Annotated in this window: 22 protein-coding genes; 18 read left to right on the top strand and 4 right to left on the bottom strand. The window is 71.8% G+C overall.

Annotation, left to right across the window (positions count from 1 at the left end):
* The first annotated feature begins 91 nt into the window (after positions 1–91).
* From AMK26_RS12380 to AMK26_RS12390, 3 genes are all read left to right on the top strand, one after another.
* Complete coding sequence (locus tag AMK26_RS12380; protein ID WP_073754554.1) at positions 92–844, top strand: lysophospholipid acyltransferase family protein; 753 nt, start codon at positions 92–94, stop codon at positions 842–844.
* Positions 841–1,869, top strand: coding sequence for an NAD(P)H-dependent glycerol-3-phosphate dehydrogenase (locus AMK26_RS12385; RefSeq protein WP_073754555.1), 1,029 nt, complete (start codon positions 841–843; stop codon positions 1,867–1,869). The genes AMK26_RS12380 and AMK26_RS12385 overlap by 4 nt, the downstream gene beginning before the upstream one ends.
* Positions 1,870–1,931: 62 nt before the next feature.
* Positions 1,932–3,080: a D-alanine--D-alanine ligase family protein gene (locus AMK26_RS12390; protein ID WP_073754556.1), complete on the top strand. Its 1,149-nt coding sequence runs from the start codon at positions 1,932–1,934 to the stop codon at positions 3,078–3,080.
* 49 nt (positions 3,081–3,129) lie between these two features.
* Here AMK26_RS12390 and AMK26_RS12395 read toward each other — a convergent pair whose 3' ends face one another.
* Entirely contained in the window at positions 3,130–3,624 is a 495-nt protein-coding gene (locus AMK26_RS12395; RefSeq protein ID WP_073754557.1) for a DUF3515 domain-containing protein, read from the bottom strand.
* 20 nt (positions 3,625–3,644) lie between these two features.
* On the bottom strand, positions 3,645–3,878 hold the full coding sequence (locus AMK26_RS12400; protein ID WP_028802415.1) for an Lrp/AsnC family transcriptional regulator: 234 nt from the start codon (positions 3,876–3,878) through the stop codon (positions 3,645–3,647).
* Between the two features lie 203 nt (positions 3,879–4,081).
* Here AMK26_RS12400 and AMK26_RS12405 point away from each other — a divergent pair, with 203 nt between their 5' ends.
* Positions 4,082–5,053 (top strand): thiamine-phosphate kinase, encoded by a 972-nt coding sequence (locus AMK26_RS12405; protein WP_073754558.1) that lies wholly within the window; start codon positions 4,082–4,084, stop codon positions 5,051–5,053.
* Positions 5,050–5,832: a bifunctional hydroxymethylpyrimidine kinase/phosphomethylpyrimidine kinase gene (gene thiD / locus AMK26_RS12410; protein WP_073754559.1), complete on the top strand. Its 783-nt coding sequence runs from the start codon at positions 5,050–5,052 to the stop codon at positions 5,830–5,832. Before AMK26_RS12405 ends, thiD begins: the two co-directional genes overlap by 4 nt.
* 87 nt (positions 5,833–5,919) lie before the next feature.
* Here the strand turns inward: thiD and rpmB are convergent, their stop codons facing one another.
* The gene (gene rpmB / locus AMK26_RS12415; protein WP_064070327.1) at positions 5,920–6,105 is read right to left on the bottom strand and encodes a 50S ribosomal protein L28; all 186 of its coding nucleotides are present in this window, start codon (positions 6,103–6,105) and stop codon (positions 5,920–5,922) included.
* Positions 6,106–6,346: 241 nt separating this feature from the next.
* Between rpmB and AMK26_RS12420 the strand changes: the two genes are divergently transcribed.
* The 10 genes from AMK26_RS12420 to AMK26_RS12465 all read left to right on the top strand — a co-directional run bounded on the left by AMK26_RS12420 (position 6,347) and on the right by AMK26_RS12465 (position 15,958).
* Positions 6,347–8,014, top strand: a complete 1,668-nt coding sequence (locus AMK26_RS12420; RefSeq protein WP_241837865.1) for a DAK2 domain-containing protein — start codon at positions 6,347–6,349, stop codon at positions 8,012–8,014.
* A 46-nt stretch (positions 8,015–8,060) separates the two neighbouring features.
* Complete coding sequence (gene recG, locus AMK26_RS12425; RefSeq protein ID WP_073754560.1) at positions 8,061–10,247, top strand: ATP-dependent DNA helicase RecG; 2,187 nt, start codon at positions 8,061–8,063, stop codon at positions 10,245–10,247.
* A 69-nt stretch (positions 10,248–10,316) separates the two neighbouring features.
* A complete protein-coding gene (gene rsmD, locus AMK26_RS12430) occupies positions 10,317–10,901 on the top strand; it encodes a 16S rRNA (guanine(966)-N(2))-methyltransferase RsmD (protein ID WP_073754561.1) in 585 nt (194 codons plus the stop codon).
* 26 nt (positions 10,902–10,927) lie between these two features.
* Positions 10,928–11,407, top strand: a complete 480-nt coding sequence (coaD, locus tag AMK26_RS12435; RefSeq protein WP_198944038.1) for a pantetheine-phosphate adenylyltransferase — start codon at positions 10,928–10,930, stop codon at positions 11,405–11,407.
* A 100-nt stretch (positions 11,408–11,507) separates the two neighbouring features.
* Positions 11,508–12,617 (top strand): ATP synthase F0 subunit B, encoded by a 1,110-nt coding sequence (locus tag AMK26_RS12440; RefSeq protein WP_073754563.1) that lies wholly within the window; start codon positions 11,508–11,510, stop codon positions 12,615–12,617.
* Between the two features lie 172 nt (positions 12,618–12,789).
* The gene (locus AMK26_RS12445) at positions 12,790–13,395 is read left to right on the top strand and encodes a YceD family protein (RefSeq protein WP_198944039.1); all 606 of its coding nucleotides are present in this window, start codon (positions 12,790–12,792) and stop codon (positions 13,393–13,395) included.
* A gap of 2 nt (positions 13,396–13,397) precedes the next feature.
* Positions 13,398–13,571: a 50S ribosomal protein L32 gene (gene rpmF, locus AMK26_RS12450; RefSeq protein WP_030496967.1), complete on the top strand. Its 174-nt coding sequence runs from the start codon at positions 13,398–13,400 to the stop codon at positions 13,569–13,571.
* Between the two features lie 20 nt (positions 13,572–13,591).
* Entirely contained in the window at positions 13,592–14,506 is a 915-nt protein-coding gene (rnc, locus tag AMK26_RS12455; RefSeq protein ID WP_073754565.1) for a ribonuclease III, read from the top strand.
* An 81-nt stretch (positions 14,507–14,587) separates the two neighbouring features.
* Positions 14,588–15,460, top strand: coding sequence for a bifunctional DNA-formamidopyrimidine glycosylase/DNA-(apurinic or apyrimidinic site) lyase (gene mutM, locus AMK26_RS12460; RefSeq protein WP_073754566.1), 873 nt, complete (start codon positions 14,588–14,590; stop codon positions 15,458–15,460).
* An 84-nt stretch (positions 15,461–15,544) separates the two neighbouring features.
* The gene (locus AMK26_RS12465) at positions 15,545–15,958 is read left to right on the top strand and encodes a VOC family protein (protein ID WP_073754567.1); all 414 of its coding nucleotides are present in this window, start codon (positions 15,545–15,547) and stop codon (positions 15,956–15,958) included.
* Positions 15,959–16,040: 82 nt separating this feature from the next.
* Here AMK26_RS12465 and AMK26_RS12470 read toward each other — a convergent pair whose 3' ends face one another.
* Positions 16,041–16,916 carry a CAP domain-containing protein gene (locus AMK26_RS12470; protein ID WP_073754568.1) on the bottom strand — a complete coding sequence of 292 codons (876 nt, stop codon included), beginning with the start codon at positions 16,914–16,916 and terminating at the stop codon, positions 16,041–16,043.
* Positions 16,917–17,067: 151 nt separating this feature from the next.
* Here AMK26_RS12470 and AMK26_RS12475 point away from each other — a divergent pair, with 151 nt between their 5' ends.
* The 3 genes from AMK26_RS12475 (at position 17,068) to smc (ending at position 21,730) form a co-directional block, all read left to right on the top strand.
* The gene (locus tag AMK26_RS12475; RefSeq protein WP_073754569.1) at positions 17,068–17,349 is read left to right on the top strand and encodes an acylphosphatase; all 282 of its coding nucleotides are present in this window, start codon (positions 17,068–17,070) and stop codon (positions 17,347–17,349) included.
* Between the two features lie 410 nt (positions 17,350–17,759).
* Positions 17,760–17,969 (top strand): hypothetical protein, encoded by a 210-nt coding sequence (locus AMK26_RS12480; protein ID WP_073754570.1) that lies wholly within the window; start codon positions 17,760–17,762, stop codon positions 17,967–17,969.
* 206 nt (positions 17,970–18,175) lie between these two features.
* A complete protein-coding gene (gene smc / locus AMK26_RS12485) occupies positions 18,176–21,730 on the top strand; it encodes a chromosome segregation protein SMC (RefSeq protein ID WP_073754571.1) in 3,555 nt (1,184 codons plus the stop codon).
* Positions 21,731–21,821 lie beyond the last annotated feature (91 nt).

Consider the following 21,821-nt stretch of genomic DNA (forward strand, 5'->3'; position numbering starts at 1 on the left):
TCCGAGGCGGGGCGTACGGTGTTCTCGACAGACCAGGGGCCCGGGGCGACACTTGACCCCCGGCAAGCCAGTCCCAGAGGAAGGTGTCCGAGTGTCCCGCCGCAGAATCGGCTTCTGGTACCGCCTTGCGGCGGTCATCGCAAAACCGCCACTGGTGGTTCTGTTCAAGCGGGACTGGCGGGGAACGGAGCACATTCCGGCCGAGGGCGGGTTCATCACCGCCGTCAACCACAACTCCTATCTGGACCCGCTGTCGTACGGACACTTCCAGTACAACACCGGACGCGTTCCCCGTTTCCTGGCGAAGGCGGACCTCTTCAAGGGGTCGTTCGTCGGCACCATGCTGCGCGGCACCGGACAGATCCCCGTCTACCGCGAGACGACCAACGCGCTGGACGCCTTCCGCGCCGCCGTCGCCGCCATCGAGCGGGGCGAATGCGTCGCCTTCTACCCCGAGGGCACCCTCACCCGCGACCCCGACATGTGGCCCATGGCGGGCAAGACCGGCGCCGCCCGCGTCGCCCTGCTCACCAAGGTGCCCGTCATCCCCGTCGCCCAGTGGGGCGCCAACTTGGCGATGCCGCCGTACGCCAAGGAGAACAAGTTCCGCCTCTTCCCGCGCAAGACACTGATCGTGCAGGCCGGCCCGCCCGTCGACCTCGACCGGTTCTACGACAAGGAACCCACCCCCGAGGTGCTCCGCGAGGCGACCGAGGCCATCATGACCGCGATCACCTCCCTCCTGGAGGAGGTCAGGGGCGAGAAGGCCCCCGCCACGCCGTACGACCACCGCAAGGCCCGCCTGGAACAGCGGCGCAGGGCCGCAGGGGAGGAAGCGAAGTGACACGCCCCGACACGGCAGGACGCCCCGTGAAAGCGGCCGTCTTCGGAACCGGCTCCTGGGGTACGGCCTTCGGCATGGTGCTCGCCGACGCCGGCTGCCAGGTGACCCTCTGGGGCCGCCGCCAGGAGGTCGCCGACGCCATCAACACCACCCGCGCCAACCCGGACTACTTCCCGGGCACCGAACTGCCCGAGTCGGTACGCGCCACCACCGACCCCGCCGAAGCGGCGCACGACGCCGACTTCACCGTGCTGGCCATCCCCTCCCAGACGCTGCGCGGCAACCTCGCCGCATGGGCGCCGAAGCTGGCCCCCGGCACGGTCCTCGTCTCCCTGATGAAGGGGATCGAACTCGGCACCGCCAAGCGGATGAGCGAGGTCATCCAGGAGGTCGCCGAGGTGCCGGAGGACCGCGTCGCCGTGGTCACCGGCCCCAACCTCGCCAAGGAGATCGTCGCCCGCATGCCCGCCGCGGCCGTCGTCGCCTGCCGCGACGAGGCGGTCGCCCAGCGGCTCCAGGCCGCCTGTCACACCCCGTACTTCCGCCCCTACACCAACACCGACGTCGTCGGCTGCGAACTGGGCGGCGCCGTGAAGAACGTCATCGGGCTGGCCGTCGGCATCGCGGACGGCATGGGCCTCGGCGACAACGCCAAGGGCTCGCTCATCACCCGCGGCCTGGCCGAAACGACCCGCCTCGGACTGGCGATGGGCGCCGACCCGCTGACCTTCTCCGGCCTCGCCGGCCTCGGCGACCTGGTCGCCACCTGCTGCTCGCCGCTCTCCCGCAACCACACCTTCGGCTTCAACCTCGGCAAGGGCATGACCCTGCAGGAGACCATCGCGGTCACCAAGCAGACCGCCGAAGGCGTCAAGTCCTGCGAATCCGTGCTGGATCTGGCCCGCCGCCACGACGTCGACATGCCCATCACGGAGACCGTCGTCGACATCGTCCACGAGGGAAAGCCGCCCATGGTGGCGCTCAAGGAGCTGATGTCGCGCGCCGCCAAGCCCGAGCGGCGCTGACACGAACCGGCGGCCGACCGGTCGCTGACGCGACCGGAAGGAGCGGGTACGCTCAACGCGATATGAGCAGCGAGAACCTCCCCACCAGCACCGGGCGCAAGCCGCGCGTGGCCGTCGTCTTCGGCGGCCGCAGCTCCGAGCACGCCATCTCCGTCGTCACGGCCGGCGCCGTCCTGCGCGCCATCGACAGGGACACGTACGACGTGCTGCCGATCGGCATCACCACCGACGGCCGCTGGGCGCTGACCGCCGACGAACCGGAGCGGATGGCCATCGCCGACCGCGCGCTGCCGAACGTCGCCGACCTCGCCGAGTCCGACGAGGGCAGCGTCGTGCTGTCCGTCGACCCCGGCAGCCGCGAGGTCGTCTACAGCGAGCCCGGCTCGGTCCCCAAGGTCCTCGGCGACGTCGACGTCGTCTTCCCGGTGCTGCACGGCCCCTACGGCGAGGACGGCACTCTCCAGGGGCTCCTGGAACTCGCCGGGGTGCCCTACGTGGGCGCCGGCGTGCTGTCCTCGGCCGTCGGCCAGGACAAGGAGTACATGAAGCGGGTCTTCGTCTCCTTCGGGCTGCCCGTCGGCCCGTACGAGGTGATCCGCCCCCGCGAGTGGGAGCAGGATCCTTCCGCCGCCCGCGAGAGGATCGTCGGCTTCGCCGCCGAGCACGGCTGGCCGCTGTTCGTGAAGCCCGCCCGTGGCGGGTCCTCGATGGGCATCACCAAGGTCGACGACCTCTCCGGGCTGGAGGCCGCCATCGAGGAGGCCCGCCGCCACGACCCCAAGGTCATCGTCGAGTCGCTGCTCACCGGCCGCGAGATCGAGTGCGGCGTGCTGGAGTTCGAGGACGGCCCGCGCGCGTCCGTACCCGCCTGGATCCCGCCCGTCACCGACCACGACTTCTACGACTTCGAGGCCAAGTACATCGACTCGGCCTCCGGTGTCGTCCCCGCCCCGATCACCCCGGAACAGACCGCCGAGGTGCAGCGGCTCGCCATCGCCGCGTTCGAGGCGGCGTCCTGCGAGGGCCTGGTGCGCGCGGACTTCTTCCTCACCGACGACGGCGAGTTCGTCATCAACGAGATCAACACCATGCCGGGCTTCACGCCGATCTCCATGTACCCGCGCATGTGGCAGGAGAGCGGCGTGAGCTACCCGGAGCTCGTCGACCGGCTCATCCAGGCCGCCCTGCGCCGCCCGACCGGCCTGCGGTAGTCACGCGGGGCTGCACGGGTAGTCACGGGGGACTGCACGTCACGGGGGGCTACACGCTCGGGGGGACGGTCTTCTTCACGGCGTCGGCGAGCGCCGCGAGCGGGCTGGCGTCGTGCGCGAACCGCTCGTCCAGCGACACCTCCACGTACGTCTCGCGTGCCGTGGAGGTGAAGCGGGGCCCGTCGCCCTCGCGCTGCTCCAGCATCCAGTTCACCCCGCCCGCCTCGACGCCCTCCGCACGGGGATCGCTCATCCGGGCGGGCCGGGGGACACCGCAGCGCAGTACGATCGCCCCGTCCCCCCAACCGGCGGTCAGATCGGAACCCGGCTCCGGATCACTCCGGCCGAGTCCCGCGACGGTCTCCGGCAGCTCTTCGTGCAGCGCGCCGCACAGGGCGGCTTCCTCCGACGGCGGGCTGGGAACCGCGACGGACACCTCGGCGTCCGTCGGGGAACAGCCCACGGCCGCCAGCAGGACAGTGGCGGCCGCGGCGGTGGCGAAGAGCAGGGCGGGCAGGCGGCGAAGCCGGTGCGAAGACGTCACCGGCTCAGGGTAGACGGGGGCTACAGGTGTACGACCGGGCAGGTCAGGGTCCGTGTGATCCCGTCCACTTGCTGGACCTTCGCGACCACCATGCGGCCGAGCTCATCGACCGTGTCGGCCTGGGCGCGCACGATCACGTCGTACGGGCCCGTGACGTCCTCGGCCTGGATCACCCCCGGGATCTTGGAGATGGTCTCGGCGACCGTCGACGCCTTGCCCACCTCGGTCTGAATAAGGATGTACGCCTGTACCACGGAACCTCCAGGGCGGCCACGAGGATCTTGTGGAGAAGAAAGGGACGCCACGGTACCGCGTCGCCGCGGGCAGCGGGGAGACCCGCGCGGCCGGTGGCGCGCGAGGCCGGCGCACGAAGCACCGAGTTGACGGTCTACTTGACGGTACCTACAGCAGTGACGGGTCGCGACCGCAACCGCACTGGGGCAGAAGGGGCACAGCGATGAAGGGCACTGTCGGCGAGTTGGGGGAGTTCGGGCTGATCAGGGAGCTCACCTCCCGGCTCACCTCCACCCCGGCGGTACGGATCGGCCCCGGCGACGACGCCGCGGTCGTGGCCGCACCCGACCGGCGCGTGGTCGCGAGCACGGACATCCTGCTGGAGGGACGGCACTTCCGCCGCGACTGGTCCACCGCGTACGACGTCGGCCGCAAGGCCGCCGCGCAGAACCTCGCGGACATCGCCGCCATGGGCGCCGTCCCCACCGCACTGCTGCTCGGCCTGGTCGTACCCGCCGAACTCCCGGTCACGTGGCCCACCGAGCTGATGGACGGCCTGCGCGACGAGTGCCAGGTCGCGGGCGCGGCCGTGGTCGGCGGCGACGTCGTACGCGGCGACACGATCACCGTGGCCATCACGGCGCTGGGCGACCTGCGCAACCACGAACCGGTCACCCGGGGCGGGGCACAGCCCGGCGACGTCGTCGCGTACACCGGCTGGCTGGGCTGGTCGGCGGCCGGGTACGCGGTCCTCTCGCGCGGGTTCCGCTCGCCGCGCGCCTTCGTCGAGGCCCACCGGCGGCCCGAACCGCCCTACCACGCGGGCCCGGCGGCCGCCGGGCTCGGCGCGACCGCGATGTGCGACGTCAGCGACGGCCTGATCGCCGACCTCGGGCACATCGCCGAGGCCAGCAAGGTGCGGATCGACCTGCGCTCCGGGCTCATCGACATCCCGACCCAGATGAACGACATCGGCCAGGCCGTCGGCGTCGACCCCATGCAATGGGTCCTCACCGGAGGTGAGGACCACGCGATCGTCGCCACCTTCCCGCCCGACGTGAAACTGCCGGCCCGCTGGAAGGTCATCGGCGAGGTCCTCAACCCCTCCGCCCTGCCCCAGGTGACCGTCGACGGCGCGCCCTGGCACACCCAGGGCGGCTGGGACCACTTCGGGGGCTACGAGGAGGACGCGTGATCCCGCGGGTACTGACCGTCGCCGGCTCCGACTCCGGCGGCGGGGCCGGCATCCAGGCCGACCTGAAGACCATGCTGGCGCTCGGCGTGCACGGCATGAGCGTGATCACCGCCGTCACCGCGCAGAACTCGCTGGGCGTCCAGGGCGCCTGGGAGCTTCCGGTGGAGGCGGTGCGGGCCCAGTACCGCAGCGTGGTCGACGACATCGGCGTACAGGCCGTGAAGACCGGCATGCTGGCGTCGGCGCCGCTCGTGGAGACGGTCGCGGAGCTGCTGGCCGGGACGGACGCGCCCGTGGTCGTCGACCCGGTCGGGGTGTCCAAGCACGGGGACTCGCTGCTGGCCGCCTCCGCGCTCGATTCGGTACGCGAGCGGCTGCTGCCGGTCGCCACCGTGGCGACGCCCAACCTGGACGAGGTGGCCCAGCTCACCGGCGTGAGCGTGGAGGGCGAGGACGATCTGCGGCGGGCCGCCGCGGCGGTGCTGGAGTACGGGCCGCGCTGGGCGCTCATCAAGGGCGGGCACCTGGCCGGGGACGCCGTGGACCTGCTGACGGACGGCACTCAGGAGCACTGGCTGCGCGCGCCCCGGCACGACAACCGGCACACCCACGGGACGGGCTGCACGCTCGCCTCGGCGGTCGCGGCGGGCCTCGGCAAGGGCCTGGCCGTGCCGGAGGCCGTACGGGCCGCCAAGGAGTACGTGACCGGGGCGATCGCGGCCGGGTTCGCGCTGGGCGGCGGCATCGGGCCGGTGGACCACGGGTGGCGCTTCAGGTAGCGGGTACGGCAAAAAGCCGGTCCACCGAGGTGGACCGGCTTTTCAAGGCAACCGCAGAGGCTGCGCTACGACGAACCGTCGTCGGCGTTAGCGCGAGACCTTGCCGGCCTTGATGCACGAGGTGCAGGCGTTGAGCCGCTTCGGCGTCCCACTGACCACGGCACGCACGCGCTGGATGTTCGGGTTCCAGCGACGAGACGTACGGCGGTGCGAGTGCGAGATGTTGTTGCCGAAGCCCGGCCCCTTGCCGCAGACGTCGCAGTTGGCAGCCACGGGTCACTCCAAAGACTTCAGATGCACTTACAGTGAAATCCGGCGAGCCGGAATCAGATCTGGTGACTGAAGTGGCGTTGCCGGGGGAATGGCCCGACTTTCATCGGGCAACCGGAGCAGCATACAACGACTGCTTCGGTTCAACGAAACTACCACGGTTCGCCCGGCCCCCGCCCAGGGCCCCGGCCCGGGGCGGGGTCTACGCTGCGGTGCAGTCAGCGCTGCTCGAGGAGGACACCAGGTGCCGCAGACCCTGCCGCAGGCGCTCGATTCCGCAGTGGTCCGTAGCTGGTGCTCGCTGGCGCTGGAGGCGCTCGGCCGGGAGCGCGAGGAGATCGACGCGATCAACGTCTACCCGGTCGCGGACGGTGACACCGGCACCAACCTGTACCTGACGGTCGAGTCCGCCTCCCGGGCGGTGGAGGCGGTCTTCGCCGCCATCACGGCTCCCGATTTCGCCGACACCGTACGCGCCATGGCGCACGGCGCGCTGATCGGCGCCCGGGGGAACTCCGGGACGATCCTGTCGCAGCTGCTGCGGGGCATGAGCGAGGTCCTCGCCGAAGGCCGTGACGCGGACCACCTCGCCAGGGCGCTGCGGAGGGCCTCGGTGTCCGCGCGGGAGGCGGTCGCGCACCCCGTCGAGGGCACGATCCTGAGCGTCGCGGCAGCGGCCGCGTCCGCCGCGGCGGGCGATTCGGATGTGGCGGCGGTGTCCGATGTGGCGGAGGGGTCCGATGTGGCCGGCGGTTCCGGCGTGGTCGGCGGGTCCGATGTGGCGTCGGTCGCCCGCGCCGCGTACGCGGGGGCCCGCGCGGCCCTGGAGGCCACGCCCGCGCAGCTCGCCGTCCTGCAGCGGGCCGGTGTCGTGGACGCGGGCGGGCGCGGGCTCGTCACGGTGCTGGGCGCGCTGGTGGAGGCCGTGTCGGGGGAGGCGCCCGCGCGGACCCCGCGCGCGCCCCGGGCGAGCGTGGTGCCCTCCGCGGAGCCGTGCTCGGAGGCAGGACCGGCCTTCGAGGTCATCTACCTGCTGGAGGCCGACGACGCGGCCGTGGCGCGGCTGCGGGACCGGCTCGACGGGCTCGGCGACTCGCTCGTCGTGGTGGGCGGCGACGGGCTGTGGAATGTCCACGTCCACGTCGACGACGCGGGCGCGGCGGTGGAGGCGGGCGTCGAGGCGGGGCGCCCGTACCGGATCCGGATCACGCACTTCGGTACGTCCGGGGGCGAGGCGCCCGAGGAACGCGCGGGGCGCGCCGTGGTGGCGGTCCTGCCCGGCGAGGGGCTCGCCCACCTGTGCGCCGAGGCGGGCGCGACGACGGTGCTGGCCCGCCCCGGCGAGCCGCCGGCCAGCGGCGAACTCGTCGAGGCCATCCGGCGCGCCCACGCGCGCGAGGTGGTCCTGCTGCCGAACGACGCCACCCTGCGGCACACCGCGGCGGCCGCCGCCGAACAGGCGCGTGCGGAGGGCATCCGGGTCGCCCTCGTCCCGACGCGCGCCGCAGTCCAGGGCATCGCCGCCCTCGCCGTCCACGAACCGGACCGGCGCTTCGACGAGGACGTCGTCGCCATGACCGCCGCGGCGGGCGCCACCCGCTACGGCGAACTGGCCCTCGCCGAGCGCCAGTCGTTCACCTCCGCCGGCGTCTGCCAGGCCGGCGACGTCCTCGGCCTGATCGACGGCGACGTCGCCGTGATCGGCCACGACGTGGCGACCATCGCGGAGACGGTCCTGGACCGCATGCTCTCGGCGGGCGGCGAACTGGTCACCCTCGTCCTCGCCGACGACGCCCCCGACACCCTCGCGGGCCGCCTGGAGACCCACGTACGCGAAACCCACCTCGCGGTCGACACGGTCGTCTACTCCGGCGGCCCCCAGGCCCCCCTGCTGCTCATCGGCGTCGAATAGCGCGTCCGTCCACAGGTGCGCACGCCTGTCAGTGCCGTGGTGTGCAATGGGAGACGTGTCAGCTCTCGACAAACCACTGAAGAAGCAGCTCGGCGCCGCCACCGCCAAGGTGATGGCCGAGCACCTCGACCTGCACACCGTCGGTGACCTGCTCCACCACTACCCCCGGCGGTACGCGGAGCGCGGCGAGCTCACCACCCTCGCCGACCTGCCGCTGGACGAGCACGTCACCGTGGTCGCCCGGGTCGCGGACGCCCGGGTGCTGACGTTCAACAGTGCCAAGGGGCGCGGCCAGCGGCTGGAGGTGACCATCACCGACGGCAGCGGACGACTGCAGCTGGTCTTCTTCGGCAAGGGCGTCCACAAGCCGCACAAGGACCTGCTGCCCGGCACCCGCGCGATGTTCGCCGGCAAGGTCTCCGTCTTCAACCGCAAGACGCAGCTCGCCCACCCCGCCTACGAGCTGCTGCGCGGCGAGGACGGCGAGAGCACCGTGGACAGCTGGGCCGGGGCCCTCATCCCGATCTACCCGGCCACCACCAAGCTGGAGTCCTGGAAGATCGCCAAGGCGGTCGACGCGGTGCTGCCCAGCGCGGCGGACGCCGTCGACCCGCTGCCGCCCGCCCTCCGCGAGGGCCGGGGCCTGACCGGCCTCCCCGACGCCCTGCGCAAGATCCACCGGCCGCGCACCAAGGAAGACATCGCCCAGGCCCGTGACCGGCTCAAGTGGGACGAGGCGTTCGTCCTCCAGGTCGCCCTCGCCCGCCGCCGGTACGCCGACACCCAACTGCCCGCCGTGGCACGCGAACCGGTGCCGGGCGGGCTGCTCGACGCCTTCGACGCCAAGCTGCCGTTCACGCTCACCGAGGGCCAGCAGAAGGTCTCGAAGGAGATCTTCGACGACCTGGCCACCGAGCACCCCATGCACCGCCTCCTCCAGGGCGAGGTCGGCAGCGGAAAGACGATGGTCGCCCTGCGGGCCATGCTCGCCGTCGTCGACGCGGGCGGGCAGGCCGCCATGCTCGCGCCGACGGAGGTGCTCGCCCAGCAGCACCACCGGTCGATCACGGAGATGATGGGCGAGCTGGCCGAAGGCGGGATGCTGGGCGGCGCCGAGCGGGCCACCAAGGTCGTCCTGCTCACCGGCTCGATGAGCGCGCCCGCCCGCCGCCAGGCGCTGCTCGACCTGGTCACCGGCGAGGCGGGCATCGTCATCGGCACCCACGCGCTGATCGAGGACAAGGTCCAGTTCCACGACCTGGGCCTGGTCGTCGTCGACGAGCAGCACCGCTTCGGCGTCGAGCAGCGCGACGCCCTGCGCGGCAAGGGCAAGCAGCCCCCGCACCTGCTGGTCATGACCGCCACGCCCATCCCGCGCACGGTCGCGATGACCGTCTTCGGCGACCTGGAGACCTCCGTCCTCGACCAGCTCCCCGCCGGCCGCTCGCCGATCGCCAGCCATGTCGTCCCGGCCGCCGACAAGCCGCACTTCCTGGCCCGCGCCTGGGAGCGGGTCCGCGAGGAGGTGGAGAACGGGCACCAGGCGTACGTGGTCTGCCCCCGCATCGGTGACGACGAGGACGAGAAGAAGAAGGCCAAGGAGGACGACGCCGAGAAGCGGCCCCCGCTCGCCGTCCTGGACGTCGCCGACCAGCTCGCCAAGGGCCCCCTGGCGGGCCTCCGCGTCGAGGTGCTGCACGGCAGGATGGCCCCCGACGACAAGGACGCCGTCATGCGCCGCTTCGCCGCCGGGGACGCGGACGTCCTCGTCGCCACGACCGTCATCGAGGTCGGCGTCAACGTCCCCAACGCCACCGCCATGGTCATCATGGACGCGGACCGGTTCGGCGTCTCCCAGCTGCACCAGCTGCGCGGCCGCGTGGGCCGCGGCTCCGCCCCCGGTCTGTGCCTGCTGGTCACCGACATGCCCGAGGCGAGCCCCGCCCGGCAGCGCCTGACCGCCGTCGCCTCCACCCTCGACGGCTTCGAGCTCTCCCGCATCGACCTCGAACAGCGCCGCGAGGGCGATGTGCTCGGCCAGGCCCAGTCCGGGGTGCGCTCCAGCCTCCGGATGCTCGCCGTCATCGAGGACGAGGACGTCATCGCGGCCGCCCGCGAGGAGGCCGTCGCCGTCGTCAGCGCCGACCCCGAGATGGAGCACCTCCCGGAGCTGCGCACCGCCCTCGACGCCCTGCTCGACAAGGAGCGCGAGCAGTACCTGGAGAAGGGCTGACCGGTGCACATCCCGCTCCAGCCCATATCGTGGAGTCACCAGCATCCACAGGACGGCTAAGGACCTCAGATGACCCGCGTGATCGCCGGCGCGGCCGGCGGACGCCGCCTGGCCGTGCCGCCGGGCAACGGCACCCGCCCCACCTCCGACCGGGCACGCGAGGGGCTGTTCTCCACCTGGGAGGCGCTCCTCGGGACGCTCGACGGCATCCGGATCGCCGACCTGTACGCCGGGTCCGGCGCCGTCGGCTTGGAGGCGCTCTCCCGGGGCGCCGCCCACGCCCTGCTCGTCGAGGCCGACCAGCGGGCCGCCCGCACGGTCCGCGAGAACGTCCGGGCACTCGGCCTGCCCGGCGCCGAGGTCCGCGCCGGCAAAGCCGAACAGATCGTGACAGGACCGGCGCCGACGCAGCCGTACGACGTGGTCTTCCTCGACCCGCCGTACGCCGTCTCCGACGACGATCTTGGCGAGATCCTCCTCACACTCCGCACCAAAGGCTGGCTCGCCGACGCCGCGCTCGTCACCGTGGAGCGCAGCACCAGGGGCGGAGAATTCACCTGGCCGGACGGTTTCGAACCGCTACGGGCCCGTCGCTACGGCGAGGGAACGTTTTGGTACGGTCGCGCCGCCTCTACGTGCGAAGACGCACGATGACCGGTTCGGAGAGCGAGGGAATCCAGTTGCGCCGCGCAGTCTGTCCGGGGTCGTTCGACCCCATCACGAACGGACACCTCGACATCATCGCCCGCGCCTCCAAGCTGTACGACGTCGTCCACGTCGCGGTGATGATCAACCAGTCCAAGAAGGGCCTGTTCACCGTCGAGGAGCGGATGGAACTCATCCGCCAGGTCACAGTCGAGTACGGCAACGTCAAGGTGGAGTCCCACCACGGCCTGCTCGTCGACTTCTGCAAGGAGCGCGACATCCCCGCCATCGTCAAGGGGCTGCGCGCGGTCAGCGACTTCGACTACGAACTCCAGATGGCCCAGATGAACAACGGCCTCTCCGGTGTCGAGACCCTCTTCGTCCCGACCAACCCCACCTACAGCTTCCTGTCCTCCTCCCTGGTCAAGGAGGTCGCCGCCTGGGGCGGTGACGTCTCCCACCTCCTCCCGCCGGTCGTCCACGAGGCCCTGGTGAAGCGGCTGGGCGAGAAGTGAGCAACTGACAGTCCGTCACCCGGTGTCGGGCCCCGGCCGACTGGCCTTACAGTCGGTCCCGTCCGTCTCCAATCCGGCTGTAGAGAGTGGCGAGCACACGGTGGACGTGCAGAAGAAGCTCGACGAGATCGTCGAGACGGTCGCGAGCGCCCGTTCCATGCCCATGTCGGCCTCCTGCGTGGTCAACCGCGCCGAGCTGCTCGGGATGCTCGACGAGCTGCGCCAGGCCCTGCCCGGCTCGCTGGCCCAGGCCCAGGAGCTGATCGGCGGCCGCGAGCAGCTGGTCGAGCAGGCCCGCCAGGAGGCCGAGCGGATCATCGAGGCCGCCCACGCCGAGCGCGGCTCGCTGATCTCCGACACCCAGATCGCCCGCCAGTCCCAGGAGGAGGCCGACCGCATCCTCGCCGAGGCCCGCCGGGAGGCCGAGGAGATCCGCGCCGAGGCCGACGACTACGTCGACTCCAAGCTCGCCAACTTCGAGGTCGTCCTCACCAAGACCATCGGCTCGGTCGACCGCGGCCGCGAGAAGCTCCTCGGCCGGGGCCCCGGCCTCGACGAGCAGGGGTACGCGGACGAGGACGCCCCCGAGTACAGCGCGGACCCGCAGACCCTGATCCGGCGCGCGGACGAGTACGTCGACGCCAAGATCAGCGCCTTCGAGGCCGTGCTCACCAAGACCCTGGAGGCGGTCGGGCGCGGCCGCCAGAAGCTGCACGGCCGGATCGCCACCGACGACCTCGGCGCGCACATGGCCGCCCAGGACGCGGCCGGCGGCGGGCGGCAGCACACCAGCGACGCCGACTACCTGGCGGGCCTGGCGGAGCTGGCCGACCCGGAGCCGGGCCGGCAGCCCGTACAGCAGCCCGTACAGCCGGCGGCGCCCCACATCCCGGCCCAGCAGCAGCCCGACCCGTACGCCTACCAGCAGCCCCACCAGACCCAGGACGCCTACGCCTACCAGCAGGACCCGTACGCGTACCAGGGCTATGACCAGAGCGGCCAGCAGGTCCAGGGCTATGCACAGCAGCCGTACCCCGGTGCAAGCACCGGCTCCACCGGAGCGGCTTACGCCGCGCCCTACGATGCGCAGCAGCAGCCGCAGGCCGCCGCGCTCGACGAGACGAGCTTCTTCGACACGAGCATGATCGACCTGGACCAGCTCCGTCAGTACGAGCAGGGTCACGGGCAGGGGCACGGACAAGGGCACTGACCGGCCCGGATTGGGCTGTGAGCGAAGCGTCCAGTATCCTGGCTCTTCGGTCGCGAGTACGTCCGCGATCCCGCGTGCCCGCTTAGGCCCAGAGTCCTGAGCCGGGCACCCTCGAACGATTCCGAAAGCAGGAAAAGCCCTGAGTACGCGCCTCGACCACCGCAACCCCCTCGTGTTCGACACGCACGAGCTGGGTCGGCGTCCCGGTGCCCTCCAGCGGCTGTCCCGCACGGTCGAGGCCCCCGTGGACCTCGGCATCGACGGGGTCATCGGCGTGCCGCAGGGCTCGCCCGTCGAGCTGGACCTCCGCCTCGAGTCGGTCATGGAAGGGGTGCTTGTCACAGGCACCGCCCGTGCGTCGGCCGAGGGGGAGTGCGTAAGGTGTCTGGAGCCGCTGCGCCAGGATGTCGTGGCGGACTTCCAGGAGATGTTCTCGTACCCCGACACCGATGACCGGGGCCACCGCAAGGCGGCCGCGGACGACGATGCCGAGGACGACGAGGACATCATGCCCCTCGAGGACGGCATGTTCGACCTCGAACCCGTGCTGCGTGATGCGGTGGTGCTCGCACTGCCGATGCAGCCGGTGTGCCGGGAGGACTGTGCCGGGTTGTGCGCCGAATGCGGGGCCAACCTGAACGAGAACCCGGACCACCACCATGACGCCGTCGACATCCGTTGGGCGGCACTGCAGGGACTCGCCGGTTCACTCGGAACCGACGAGAAGGACAACATGAGCGGCGCCGAAGCGGGCGTCGACGAGAAGCAGGAGAAGTAGCCGTGGCTGTTCCGAAGCGGAAGATGTCGCGCAGCAACACGCGCCACCGCCGGTCGCAGTGGAAGGCTGCGGTCCCCACCCTGGTTTCGTGTGAGCGTTGCCAGGAGCCGAAGCAGCAGCACATCGCGTGCCCGAGCTGCGGCACGTACAACAAGCGCCAGGTCCTCTCGGTCTGAGCGGGCTGGTGAGAGGCGCGATGTCTGACGCCAAGAAGCAGGCGGAGAACACGGCCTCGTCCCACACGCTTCTGGAAGGGCGGCTCGGGTACCACCTCGAGTCCGCCCTTCTGGTGCGTGCGCTGACCCACCGTTCGTACGCGTACGAGAACGGCGGCCTGCCCACCAACGAGCGCCTGGAGTTCCTCGGGGACTCCGTGCTCGGCCTGGTGGTCACGGACACGCTGTACCGCACCCACCCCGACCTGCCCGAAGGCCAGCTGGCCAAGTTGCGGGCCGCGGTGGTCAACTCACGTGCGCTGGCGGAGGTCGGCCGCGGCCTCGACCTGGGCTCCTTCATCCGGCTGGGCCGGGGCGAAGAGGGCACCGGAGGCCGGGACAAGGCATCCATCCTCGCCGACACCCTGGAAGCGGTGATCGGCGCGGTCTATCTCGACCAGGGCCTCGAAGCGGCGTCCGAGCTGGTGCACCGGCTCTTCGACCCGCTGATCGAGAAGTCCTCGAACCTCGGCGCCGGCCTGGACTGGAAGACCAGCCTCCAGGAACTCACCGCGGCCGAGGGTCTCGGCGTTCCGGAGTACCTGGTCACCGAGACCGGACCGGACCACGAGAAGACCTTCACTGCTGCTGCCCGCGTCGGTGGTGTCTCGTACGGCACCGGCACCGGCCGCAGCAAGAAGGAAGCGGAGCAGCAGGCGGCGGAGTCCGCCTGGCGGGCCATCCGGGCCGCCGCGGACGAACGGGAGGCGGCGGCGAAGGCTTCGGCCAGGGCCGCGGCCGAAGCCGCCACGTCCGCCGTCGCCGTCCCCGGCGACGGCGACGGCACGAGTGCCGGCGACGGCACGGACTCCGGTTCCCAGTCCGAAGAGGCCGCCGACACCTCTTCGGGCTCCGGAGTTCCTCAGACCCCCGCGGCCGACTCGGCCACGGCCTGAGCTTCCTCGCTTCCGGCCCCGCCGCACCCCACCGGTGCGGCGGGGTTTTCCCATCCACCGTCCGTCCCCCGGAGGAGTCCCGTGCCCGAGCTGCCCGAGGTCGAAGTCGTACGGCGCGGCCTGGAGCGCTGGGTCAGCGGCCGGACCGTGGCCGACGTCCACGTCCTGCACCCCCGTGCCGTCCGGCGGCATCTCGCGGGCGGCGAGGACTTCGCGGCCCGCCTCAAGGGGCACCGTTTCGGCGTCGCGCGACGGCGTGGCAAGTACCTGTGGCTGCCCCTGGAGGACAGCGACGCGTCCGTGCTCGGGCACCTGGGCATGAGCGGCCAGCTGCTGGTGCAGCCGGAGGACGCGGCGGACGAGAAACACCTGCGGATCCGTATCCGCTTCGCCGACGAGCTCGGCACCGAGCTGCGCTTCGTCGACCAGCGCACCTTCGGCGGGCTCTCGCTCCACGAGAACACTCCGGACGGGCTGCCCCAGGCCATCGCGCACATCGCCCGCGACCCGCTCGACCCGGAGTTCGACGACACCGCCTTCCACACGGCGCTGCGCCTGCGCCGTACGACGGTCAAGCGGGCCCTGCTGGACCAGTCGCTGATCAGCGGCGTCGGCAACATCTACGCGGACGAGGCGCTGTGGCGCTCCCGCCTCCACTACGACCGCCCCACCGCCAGCCTGACCCGCCCCCGCTCCGCCGAGCTGCTCGGGCACGTACGGGACGTGATGACGGCCGCGCTCGCCGTCGGCGGCACCAGCTTCGACAGCCTGTACGTCAACGTCAACGGCGAGTCCGGCTACTTCGACCGCTCCCTCGACGCGTACGGCCGTGAGGGCGAGCCGTGCCGGCGGTGCGGCACGCCGATGCGCCGACGCCCCTGGATGAACCGGTCCAGCTACTACTGCCCGCGCTGCCAGCGCCCGCCGCGTACCGTTCCGCGCACCGCGTCGTAACGCGTCAGAAGCCGAAGGGGTTGGGCAGCCGCCTGGGGGCCTGTCTCACGTCCGGCTCATTTGATCTTGTGACAAGATCGCGGGATGCTACGACTAACCGACTTCATCATCGATTGCCCGGACACGATGAAGCTGGCAGCCTTCTACTCCGAGGTGACGGGGCTCCCGGTCAAGCAGGGCAGTGACGAGAACTGGGCCGGTATCCGGTTCGGCGAGATCGAACTGGCCTTCACCAAGGTAGAGGACTACCGCGCCCCGCGGTGGCCCGACAGCGAGCACCCCAAGCAGTTCCACCTCGACTTCGAAGTCGACGACATCGAGGCCGAACAGCGCCGCGTCCTGGCCCTCGGCGCGACCCTGCTGCGGGACTGCATCGGCCCCGACGGCTACGGCTTCCGCGTCTACGCCGACCCCATCGGCCACCCCTTCTGCCTCTGCCGCAACAGGGGTGTCATCTGGACTGATCAGGGCCTCATCTGGCCTCAGCGCGACCAGTAACCGCCGTGGCGGGGCGCTCCCCAGAAGCGCGACGACGGCCCGGAGACGGTCCTGCAAGCGGCATAGGGGACCTTCGGCTACCTCAGAAGCCGAAGTTCTGGGTCCACCAGGGGCCGCCCTCGGCGAAGTGCACTCCGACGCCGATCCGCGTGTAGTCGCAGTTGAGGATGTTGGCGCGGTGCCCGTCGCTGTTCATCCAGGACTCCATCACGGCCTCGGCGTCCGCCTGACCCCGGGCGATGTTCTCCGCCGCGAGCCCCTCGACGCCCGCCTTCGCGGCGCGGTCCCAGGGCGACGCCCCGTCGGGGTCGGTGTGCGAGAAGAAGCCGCGCTCGGCCATGTCCTTGCTGTACGCGCCGGCCAGCGCCGCCAGCCCGCGGGACGCCTGCACCGGGCCGCAGCCCACCTTGGCGCGCTCGGCGTTGACCAGGCTGAGCACCGCGGCCTCGGCGGCCGCCTCCCGGCCTGTGTCGGCGGCGGCAGCGGCGGAGGAGGGGACGGAGGACGGGAGGGACGACGGGACCGAGGGGGCCGACGGGGCCTTGGGCCGCTCGACGGTCCGCTTCGGCGTGGGCGTCGCCGGCCGGGTGGGTGCCGCGCCCTTGGTGGCCGTCTTCTTCGGTGCCGGGGCCTTCGTCTGCTTCGGCGGCGTGGAGGAGGCGGGTGCGGACGGTGTCGCCGAGGGGGCCTTGGACGGCGCGAGGGTACGCTCCGCGCTCCGGCTCGCGGCCGTCGACGGGCGCTCGGGCGTGGCGCCGGAGCCGCCCTGGGCGTCCAGCTCGGGGGAGCTCCCGGCGTGGACGCGCTCGTTCGAGCCGCTGCCGCCGATGGTGAAGGTGTCGCCACCGGGCAGCAGGCCGGAGGTCACGGCGACGGCGCCGACCGCCATCGCGGCGGAGGCGCCGAGCAGCCCGGTGCGTACGGGCACCACGGCCCGCTTCTTCCGGTGGCGTCCCATCTGCTGTGCCTTCCTGCTTCGACGTCTGGTCCGTACGTCAAGGTCATTCCGTCACTCGCCCGAACGGGTGAGGCTCATTTCGTCGGGACTGTACGCCATGACGCGTGGGGGAGAAGTGCTCCGAGTGCAATTGGCCGGTTAGCGTGCAGCCATGAACGAAGACGCACGGCTCACCGCCTGGGTGCGCGGTCGAGTACAGGGAGTGGGCTTCCGCTGGTTCACCAGGGCAAACGCTCTGGAGATCGGGGGCCTTACGGGTTTCGCCTCCAATCTGGACGACGGGCGCGTGCAGGTCGTGGCCGAGGGGCCGAGTGAGAATTGCCACCGTTTGCTGGAGTGGCTTCGCTCCGGCGACACTCCCGGGCGCGTCGACGGAGTCACTGAGATCTGGGACACCCCCCGCGGCGGTTACGACGGCTTCGCGATCCGCTGACGATCTTGGTCGCGGCGGCGGCCGGGTTTCACGCGCCGGGCCCCCGGAACTGCCGGCAGCATGTGCGCACGGCAGAAACGACCTGGTGGTTGCCAAGAATCGGTTGTCATGCCAGGCTGCGCGGGTAAGGATGATCGAAAGGTCCCGATGGATCATCCGCACGCCCCTGGGCACCGCAGCGCGAGGCGCCGCCGCACCATTCGCGGCCGCAGGCTCCCCGGTTGCCCCTTGATGCGGGGCGTGATCGTGTTGACCGTCAAACTTTTTGGTGAGACTCTGGAAGCCCCGCGCACCTTAGCTGTTTGGCAGTAAGAACCGCAGCGGCACCACCACTGCTGGACACCGCGGGTGCGAATCCCTCACGACCCACACCGCTTCGGTCGGTCACTCAGTGTGGAGGACCAAAAGTCATGGCAAAGGCGCTTCTCGGTTATGTCGGCGGTTCCGACCCGCGACTTCTCGCCGAGATGCGACGGCTTCAGCAGCGCGTCCAGGACCTCGAGTCCGAGCTCGTACGGATTCAGTCCGAGAACGATGCGCTGAACGCCGCCGCACACAGCGAGTCGCTGCTCGACGGCATCGACATCGACGTACCCAAGGCGGAGCCTGCGCTCACCTGAACCCAGCCCCCGTCGGCAAGGCCCGTATCGGCACGTCGGTATCGGGCAGGGTGAGAAACACTCTCGCGAGATATGCAAGGGACGCTTCGGCGTCCCTTCTTTCTTTTCCTTCCCCCGCCGTCACCGGCGTTCCACTGATCCTTAACCTCTGATCTGCCCTCCGCGTTCATGGGGCAAACGGGAAGCGGCGGGTAAAGTCCGGGGGCGTGCACCTCAAGGCCCTGACCCTGCGCGGTTTCAAGTCGTTCGCCTCCGCCACCACCCTCCGGTTCGAACCGGGAATCACGTGCGTCGTGGGGCCGAACGGCTCGGGCAAGTCCAATGTGGTGGACGCGCTCTCCTGGGTCATGGGGGAACAGGGGGCCAAGTCGCTGCGCGGCGGCAAGATGGAGGACGTCATCTTCGCCGGGACGACCGGCCGGCCGCCGCTCGGCCGCGCCGAGGTCTCCCTCACCATCGACAACTCCGACGGCGCGCTGCCCATCGACTACGCCGAAGTCACCATTACGCGGATCATGTTCCGGGGCGGCAGCAGCGAATACCAGATCAACGGCGACACGTGCCGGCTGCTCGATATCCAGGATCTCCTCAGCGACTCCGGTATCGGCCGGGAAATGCACGTGATCGTCGGGCAGGGCCAGCTCGACTCCGTGCTGCACGCCGACCCGATGGGCCGCCGGGCGTTCATCGAGGAGGCCGCCGGCGTCCTCAAGCACCGCAAGCGCAAGGAGAAGGCGCTGCGGAAGCTGGACGCGATGCAGGCCAACCTCGCCCGCGTACAGGACCTCAACCACGAGCTGCGCCGTCAGCTCAAGCCGCTCGGGCGGCAGGCCGCCGTGGCGCGGCGGGCCGCCGTCATCCAGGCCGACCTGCGGGACGCCCGGCTGCGGCTGCTCGCCGACGATCTCGTACGCCTCCGGGAGGCGCTGGCAGCCGAGATCGCCGACGAGGCCGCGCTGAAGGAGCGCAAGGAGCGGGCGGAGGCCGAGCTGAAGGCGGCGCTCGCGCGGGAGGCGGCGCTGGAGGACGAGGTACGGCGCCTGGCGCCCAGGCTCCAGCGCGCCCAGCAGACCTGGTACGAGCTGTCGCAGCTGGCCGAGCGGGTGCGCGGCACGATCTCGCTGGCCGACGCGCGGGTGAAGAGCGCCACCGCCCCGCCGGTGGAGGAGCGGCGCGGCCGCGACCCCGAGGACCTGGAGCGGGAGGCCGCCCGGATCCGCGAGCAGGAGGCGGAGCTGGAGGCCGCGCTGGAGGCCGCCGAACGCGCCCTGGAGGACACCGTCGCCCACCGCGCCGAGCTGGAGCGAGGACTGGCGGTGGAGGAGCGGCGCCTGAAGGACGCGGCGCGGGCGATCGCCGACCGGCGCGAGGGTCTGGCCCGGCTGAGCGGCCAGGTGGGCGCCGCCCGCTCCCGCGCCGCCTCCGCGCAGGCCGAGATCGACCGGCTGGCCGCCGCCCGCGACGAGGCGCAGGAGCGGGCGGTCGCCGCGCAGGAGGAGTACGAGGCGCTCAAGGCGGAGGTCGACGGGCTGGACGCGGGCGACACCGAGCTCGCCGAGCAGCACGAGGCGGCCAAGCGGGAGCTCGCCGACGCGGAGGCCGCCCTCACCGCCGCGCGGGAGGCCGCGACCGCGGTGGAACGCAAGCGGGCCGCGACCCGGGCCCGGCAGGAGGCCCTGGCGCTGGGGCTGCGCCGCAAGGACGGGACGGGCGCGCTGCTGGGCGCCGCCGACCGCCTCGCCGGCCTGCTGGGCCCGGCCGCCGAGCTGCTCACCGTGACCCCCGGCTACGAGGTGCCGGTCGCCGCCGCCCTGGGCGCGGCCGCCGACGCGGTCGCGGTGCGGGACCCGGCGACGGCCGCCGAGGCCATCCGGCTGCTGCGCAAACAGGACGCGGGGCGCGCCGCGCTGCTGCTGGGCGGCCTGCCGGGCGGCCCCGACGGTGACGTACGCGAAGAGGGCCGTACGTACGCCGTGGACCTGGTGCGCGGGCCCGAGGAACTGATGCCGGCCGTGCGGCGGCTGCTGCGGGACGTCGTGGTCGTCGCCACCCTGGAGGACGCCGAGGACCTGGTGTACGCCCGTCCCGGGCTCGTCGCCGTCACCGCCGAGGGCGACGTCCTCGGGGCGCACGTCGCGCACGGCGGGTCGGCCGGGGCGCCGAGCCTGCTGGAGGTGCAGGCGTCCGTCGACGAGGCCGCCGCCCAGCTGGCCGAGCTGGCCGTACGGTGCGAGGAGCTGGCCGCCGCGCAGGCCGAGGCCACCGAGCGGCGCCGCGCCTGGGCCGCCCGGGTCGAGGAGCTGGCCGAGCGGCGCCGGGCGGCCGACCGGGAGAAGTCCTCCGTCGCGCAGGCTCTCGGGCGGCTCGCCGGGCAGGCGCGCGGCGCCGCGGGCGAGGCCGAACGGACCGCCGCGGCCGCCGCCCGCGCCCAGGAGGCCCTGGAGAAGGCCACCGAGGAGGCCGAGGAGCTGGCCGAGCGGCTGCTGGTCGCCGAGGAGGCGCCGGCCGAGGAGGAGCCCGACACCTCCGTACGCGACCGGCTCGCCGCCGACGGCGCCAACGCCCGCCAGACCGAGATGGAGGCCCGCCTCCAGGTGCGTACCCATGAGGAGCGGGTCAAGGGCCTGGCCGGGCGCGCCGACGCCCTGGACCGGGCCGCGCGCGCCGAACGGGAGGCACGCGCGCGTGCCGAGCAGCGCCGCGCCCGGCTGCGCCACGAGGCCGAGGTCGCCGCGGCCGTCGCCTCCGGCGCCCGTCAGCTCCTCGCGCACGTCGAGGTGTCCCTCGTACGGGCCGAGCGGGAGCGGGCGGCTGCCGAGGCGGCCAAGGCGGCGCGCGAGCAGGACCTTGGGGCGGCCCGCGCCCGGGGCCGGGACCTGAAGGGCGAGCTGGACAAGCTCACCGACTCGGTGCACCGGGGGGAGGTGCTGGGCGCGGAGAAGCGGCTGCGCATCGAGCAGCTGGAGACGAAGGCGCTGGAGGAGCTGGGTGTGGAGCCGGCCGTCCTCATCGCCGAGTACGGCCCCGACCAGCCGGTCCCGCCGTCCTTGCCCGCCGAGGGGGAAGAGCTTCCGGACGACCCGGACCATCCCCGCAACCAGCCGAGACGTTTCGTCCGCGCCGAACAGGAAAAGCGCCTGAAGTCGGCCGAACGGGCGTACCAACAGCTCGGAAAGGTGAACCCGCTGGCGCTGGAGGAGTTCGCGGCGCTGGAGGAGCGCCACCAGTTCTTGTCCGAGCAGCTCGAGGACCTGAAGAAGACGCGGGCCGACCTCCTTCAGGTGGTGAAGGAGGTGGACGAACGCGTCGAGCAGGTCTTCACGCAGGCGTACCACGACACGGCCCGCGAGTTCGAGGGCGTCTTCTCGCGGCTCTTCCCGGGCGGCGAGGGACGGCTCGTGCTGACCGACCCCGACAACATGCTCACCACGGGTGTGGACGTCGAGGCCCGCCCGCCCGGCAAGAAGGTCAAGCGCCTGTCGCTGCTGTCCGGCGGGGAGCGGTCGCTGACGGCCGTCGCCATGCTGGTGTCGATCTTCAAGGCGCGGCCGAGCCCGTTCTACGTGATGGACGAGGTCGAGGCGGCACTGGACGACACCAACCTCCAGCGGCTGATCCGGATCATGCAGGAGCTCCAGGAGAGCTCCCAGCTGATCGTGATCACCCACCAGAAGCGAACCATGGAGGTCGCCGACGCGCTCTACGGCGTGTCCATGCAGGGAGACGGCGTCTCCAAGGTCATCAGCCAGCGCCTCCGCTGAGCCGCCGGGGGTCCACCCCTGCCTGAAGGCTTCAAGTCATGAACGCAAGCCGACACGCCGTGCGCTCAGATTCACATCCCAAAGACTCTTG

Origin of the sequence: Streptomyces sp. CB03234 (genome assembly GCF_001905885.1) — a bacterium.
GTDB lineage: Bacteria > Actinomycetota > Actinomycetes > Streptomycetales > Streptomycetaceae > Streptomyces.

Bases quoted from the DNA above. Each gene is read 5' to 3' on its own strand.
- AMK26_RS12390 (WP_073754556.1), top strand. From the start codon at position 1,932: ATGAGCAGCGAGAACCTCCCCACCAGCACCGGGCGCAAGCCGCGCGTG.
- AMK26_RS12405 (WP_073754558.1), top strand. From the start codon at position 4,082: ATGAAGGGCACTGTCGGCGAGTTGGGGGAGTTCGGGCTGATCAGGGAG.
- recG (WP_073754560.1), top strand. From the start codon at position 8,061: ATGGGAGACGTGTCAGCTCTCGACAAACCACTGAAGAAGCAGCTCGGC.
- rsmD (WP_073754561.1), top strand. From the start codon at position 10,317: ATGACCCGCGTGATCGCCGGCGCGGCCGGCGGACGCCGCCTGGCCGTG.
- rnc (WP_073754565.1), top strand. From the start codon at position 13,592: ATGTCTGACGCCAAGAAGCAGGCGGAGAACACGGCCTCGTCCCACACG.
- AMK26_RS12465 (WP_073754567.1), top strand. From the start codon at position 15,545: ATGCTACGACTAACCGACTTCATCATCGATTGCCCGGACACGATGAAG.
- AMK26_RS12470 (WP_073754568.1), bottom strand. From the start codon at position 16,916: ATGGGACGCCACCGGAAGAAGCGGGCCGTGGTGCCCGTACGCACCGGG.
- AMK26_RS12475 (WP_073754569.1), top strand. From the start codon at position 17,068: ATGAACGAAGACGCACGGCTCACCGCCTGGGTGCGCGGTCGAGTACAG.
- AMK26_RS12480 (WP_073754570.1), top strand. From the start codon at position 17,760: ATGGCAAAGGCGCTTCTCGGTTATGTCGGCGGTTCCGACCCGCGACTT.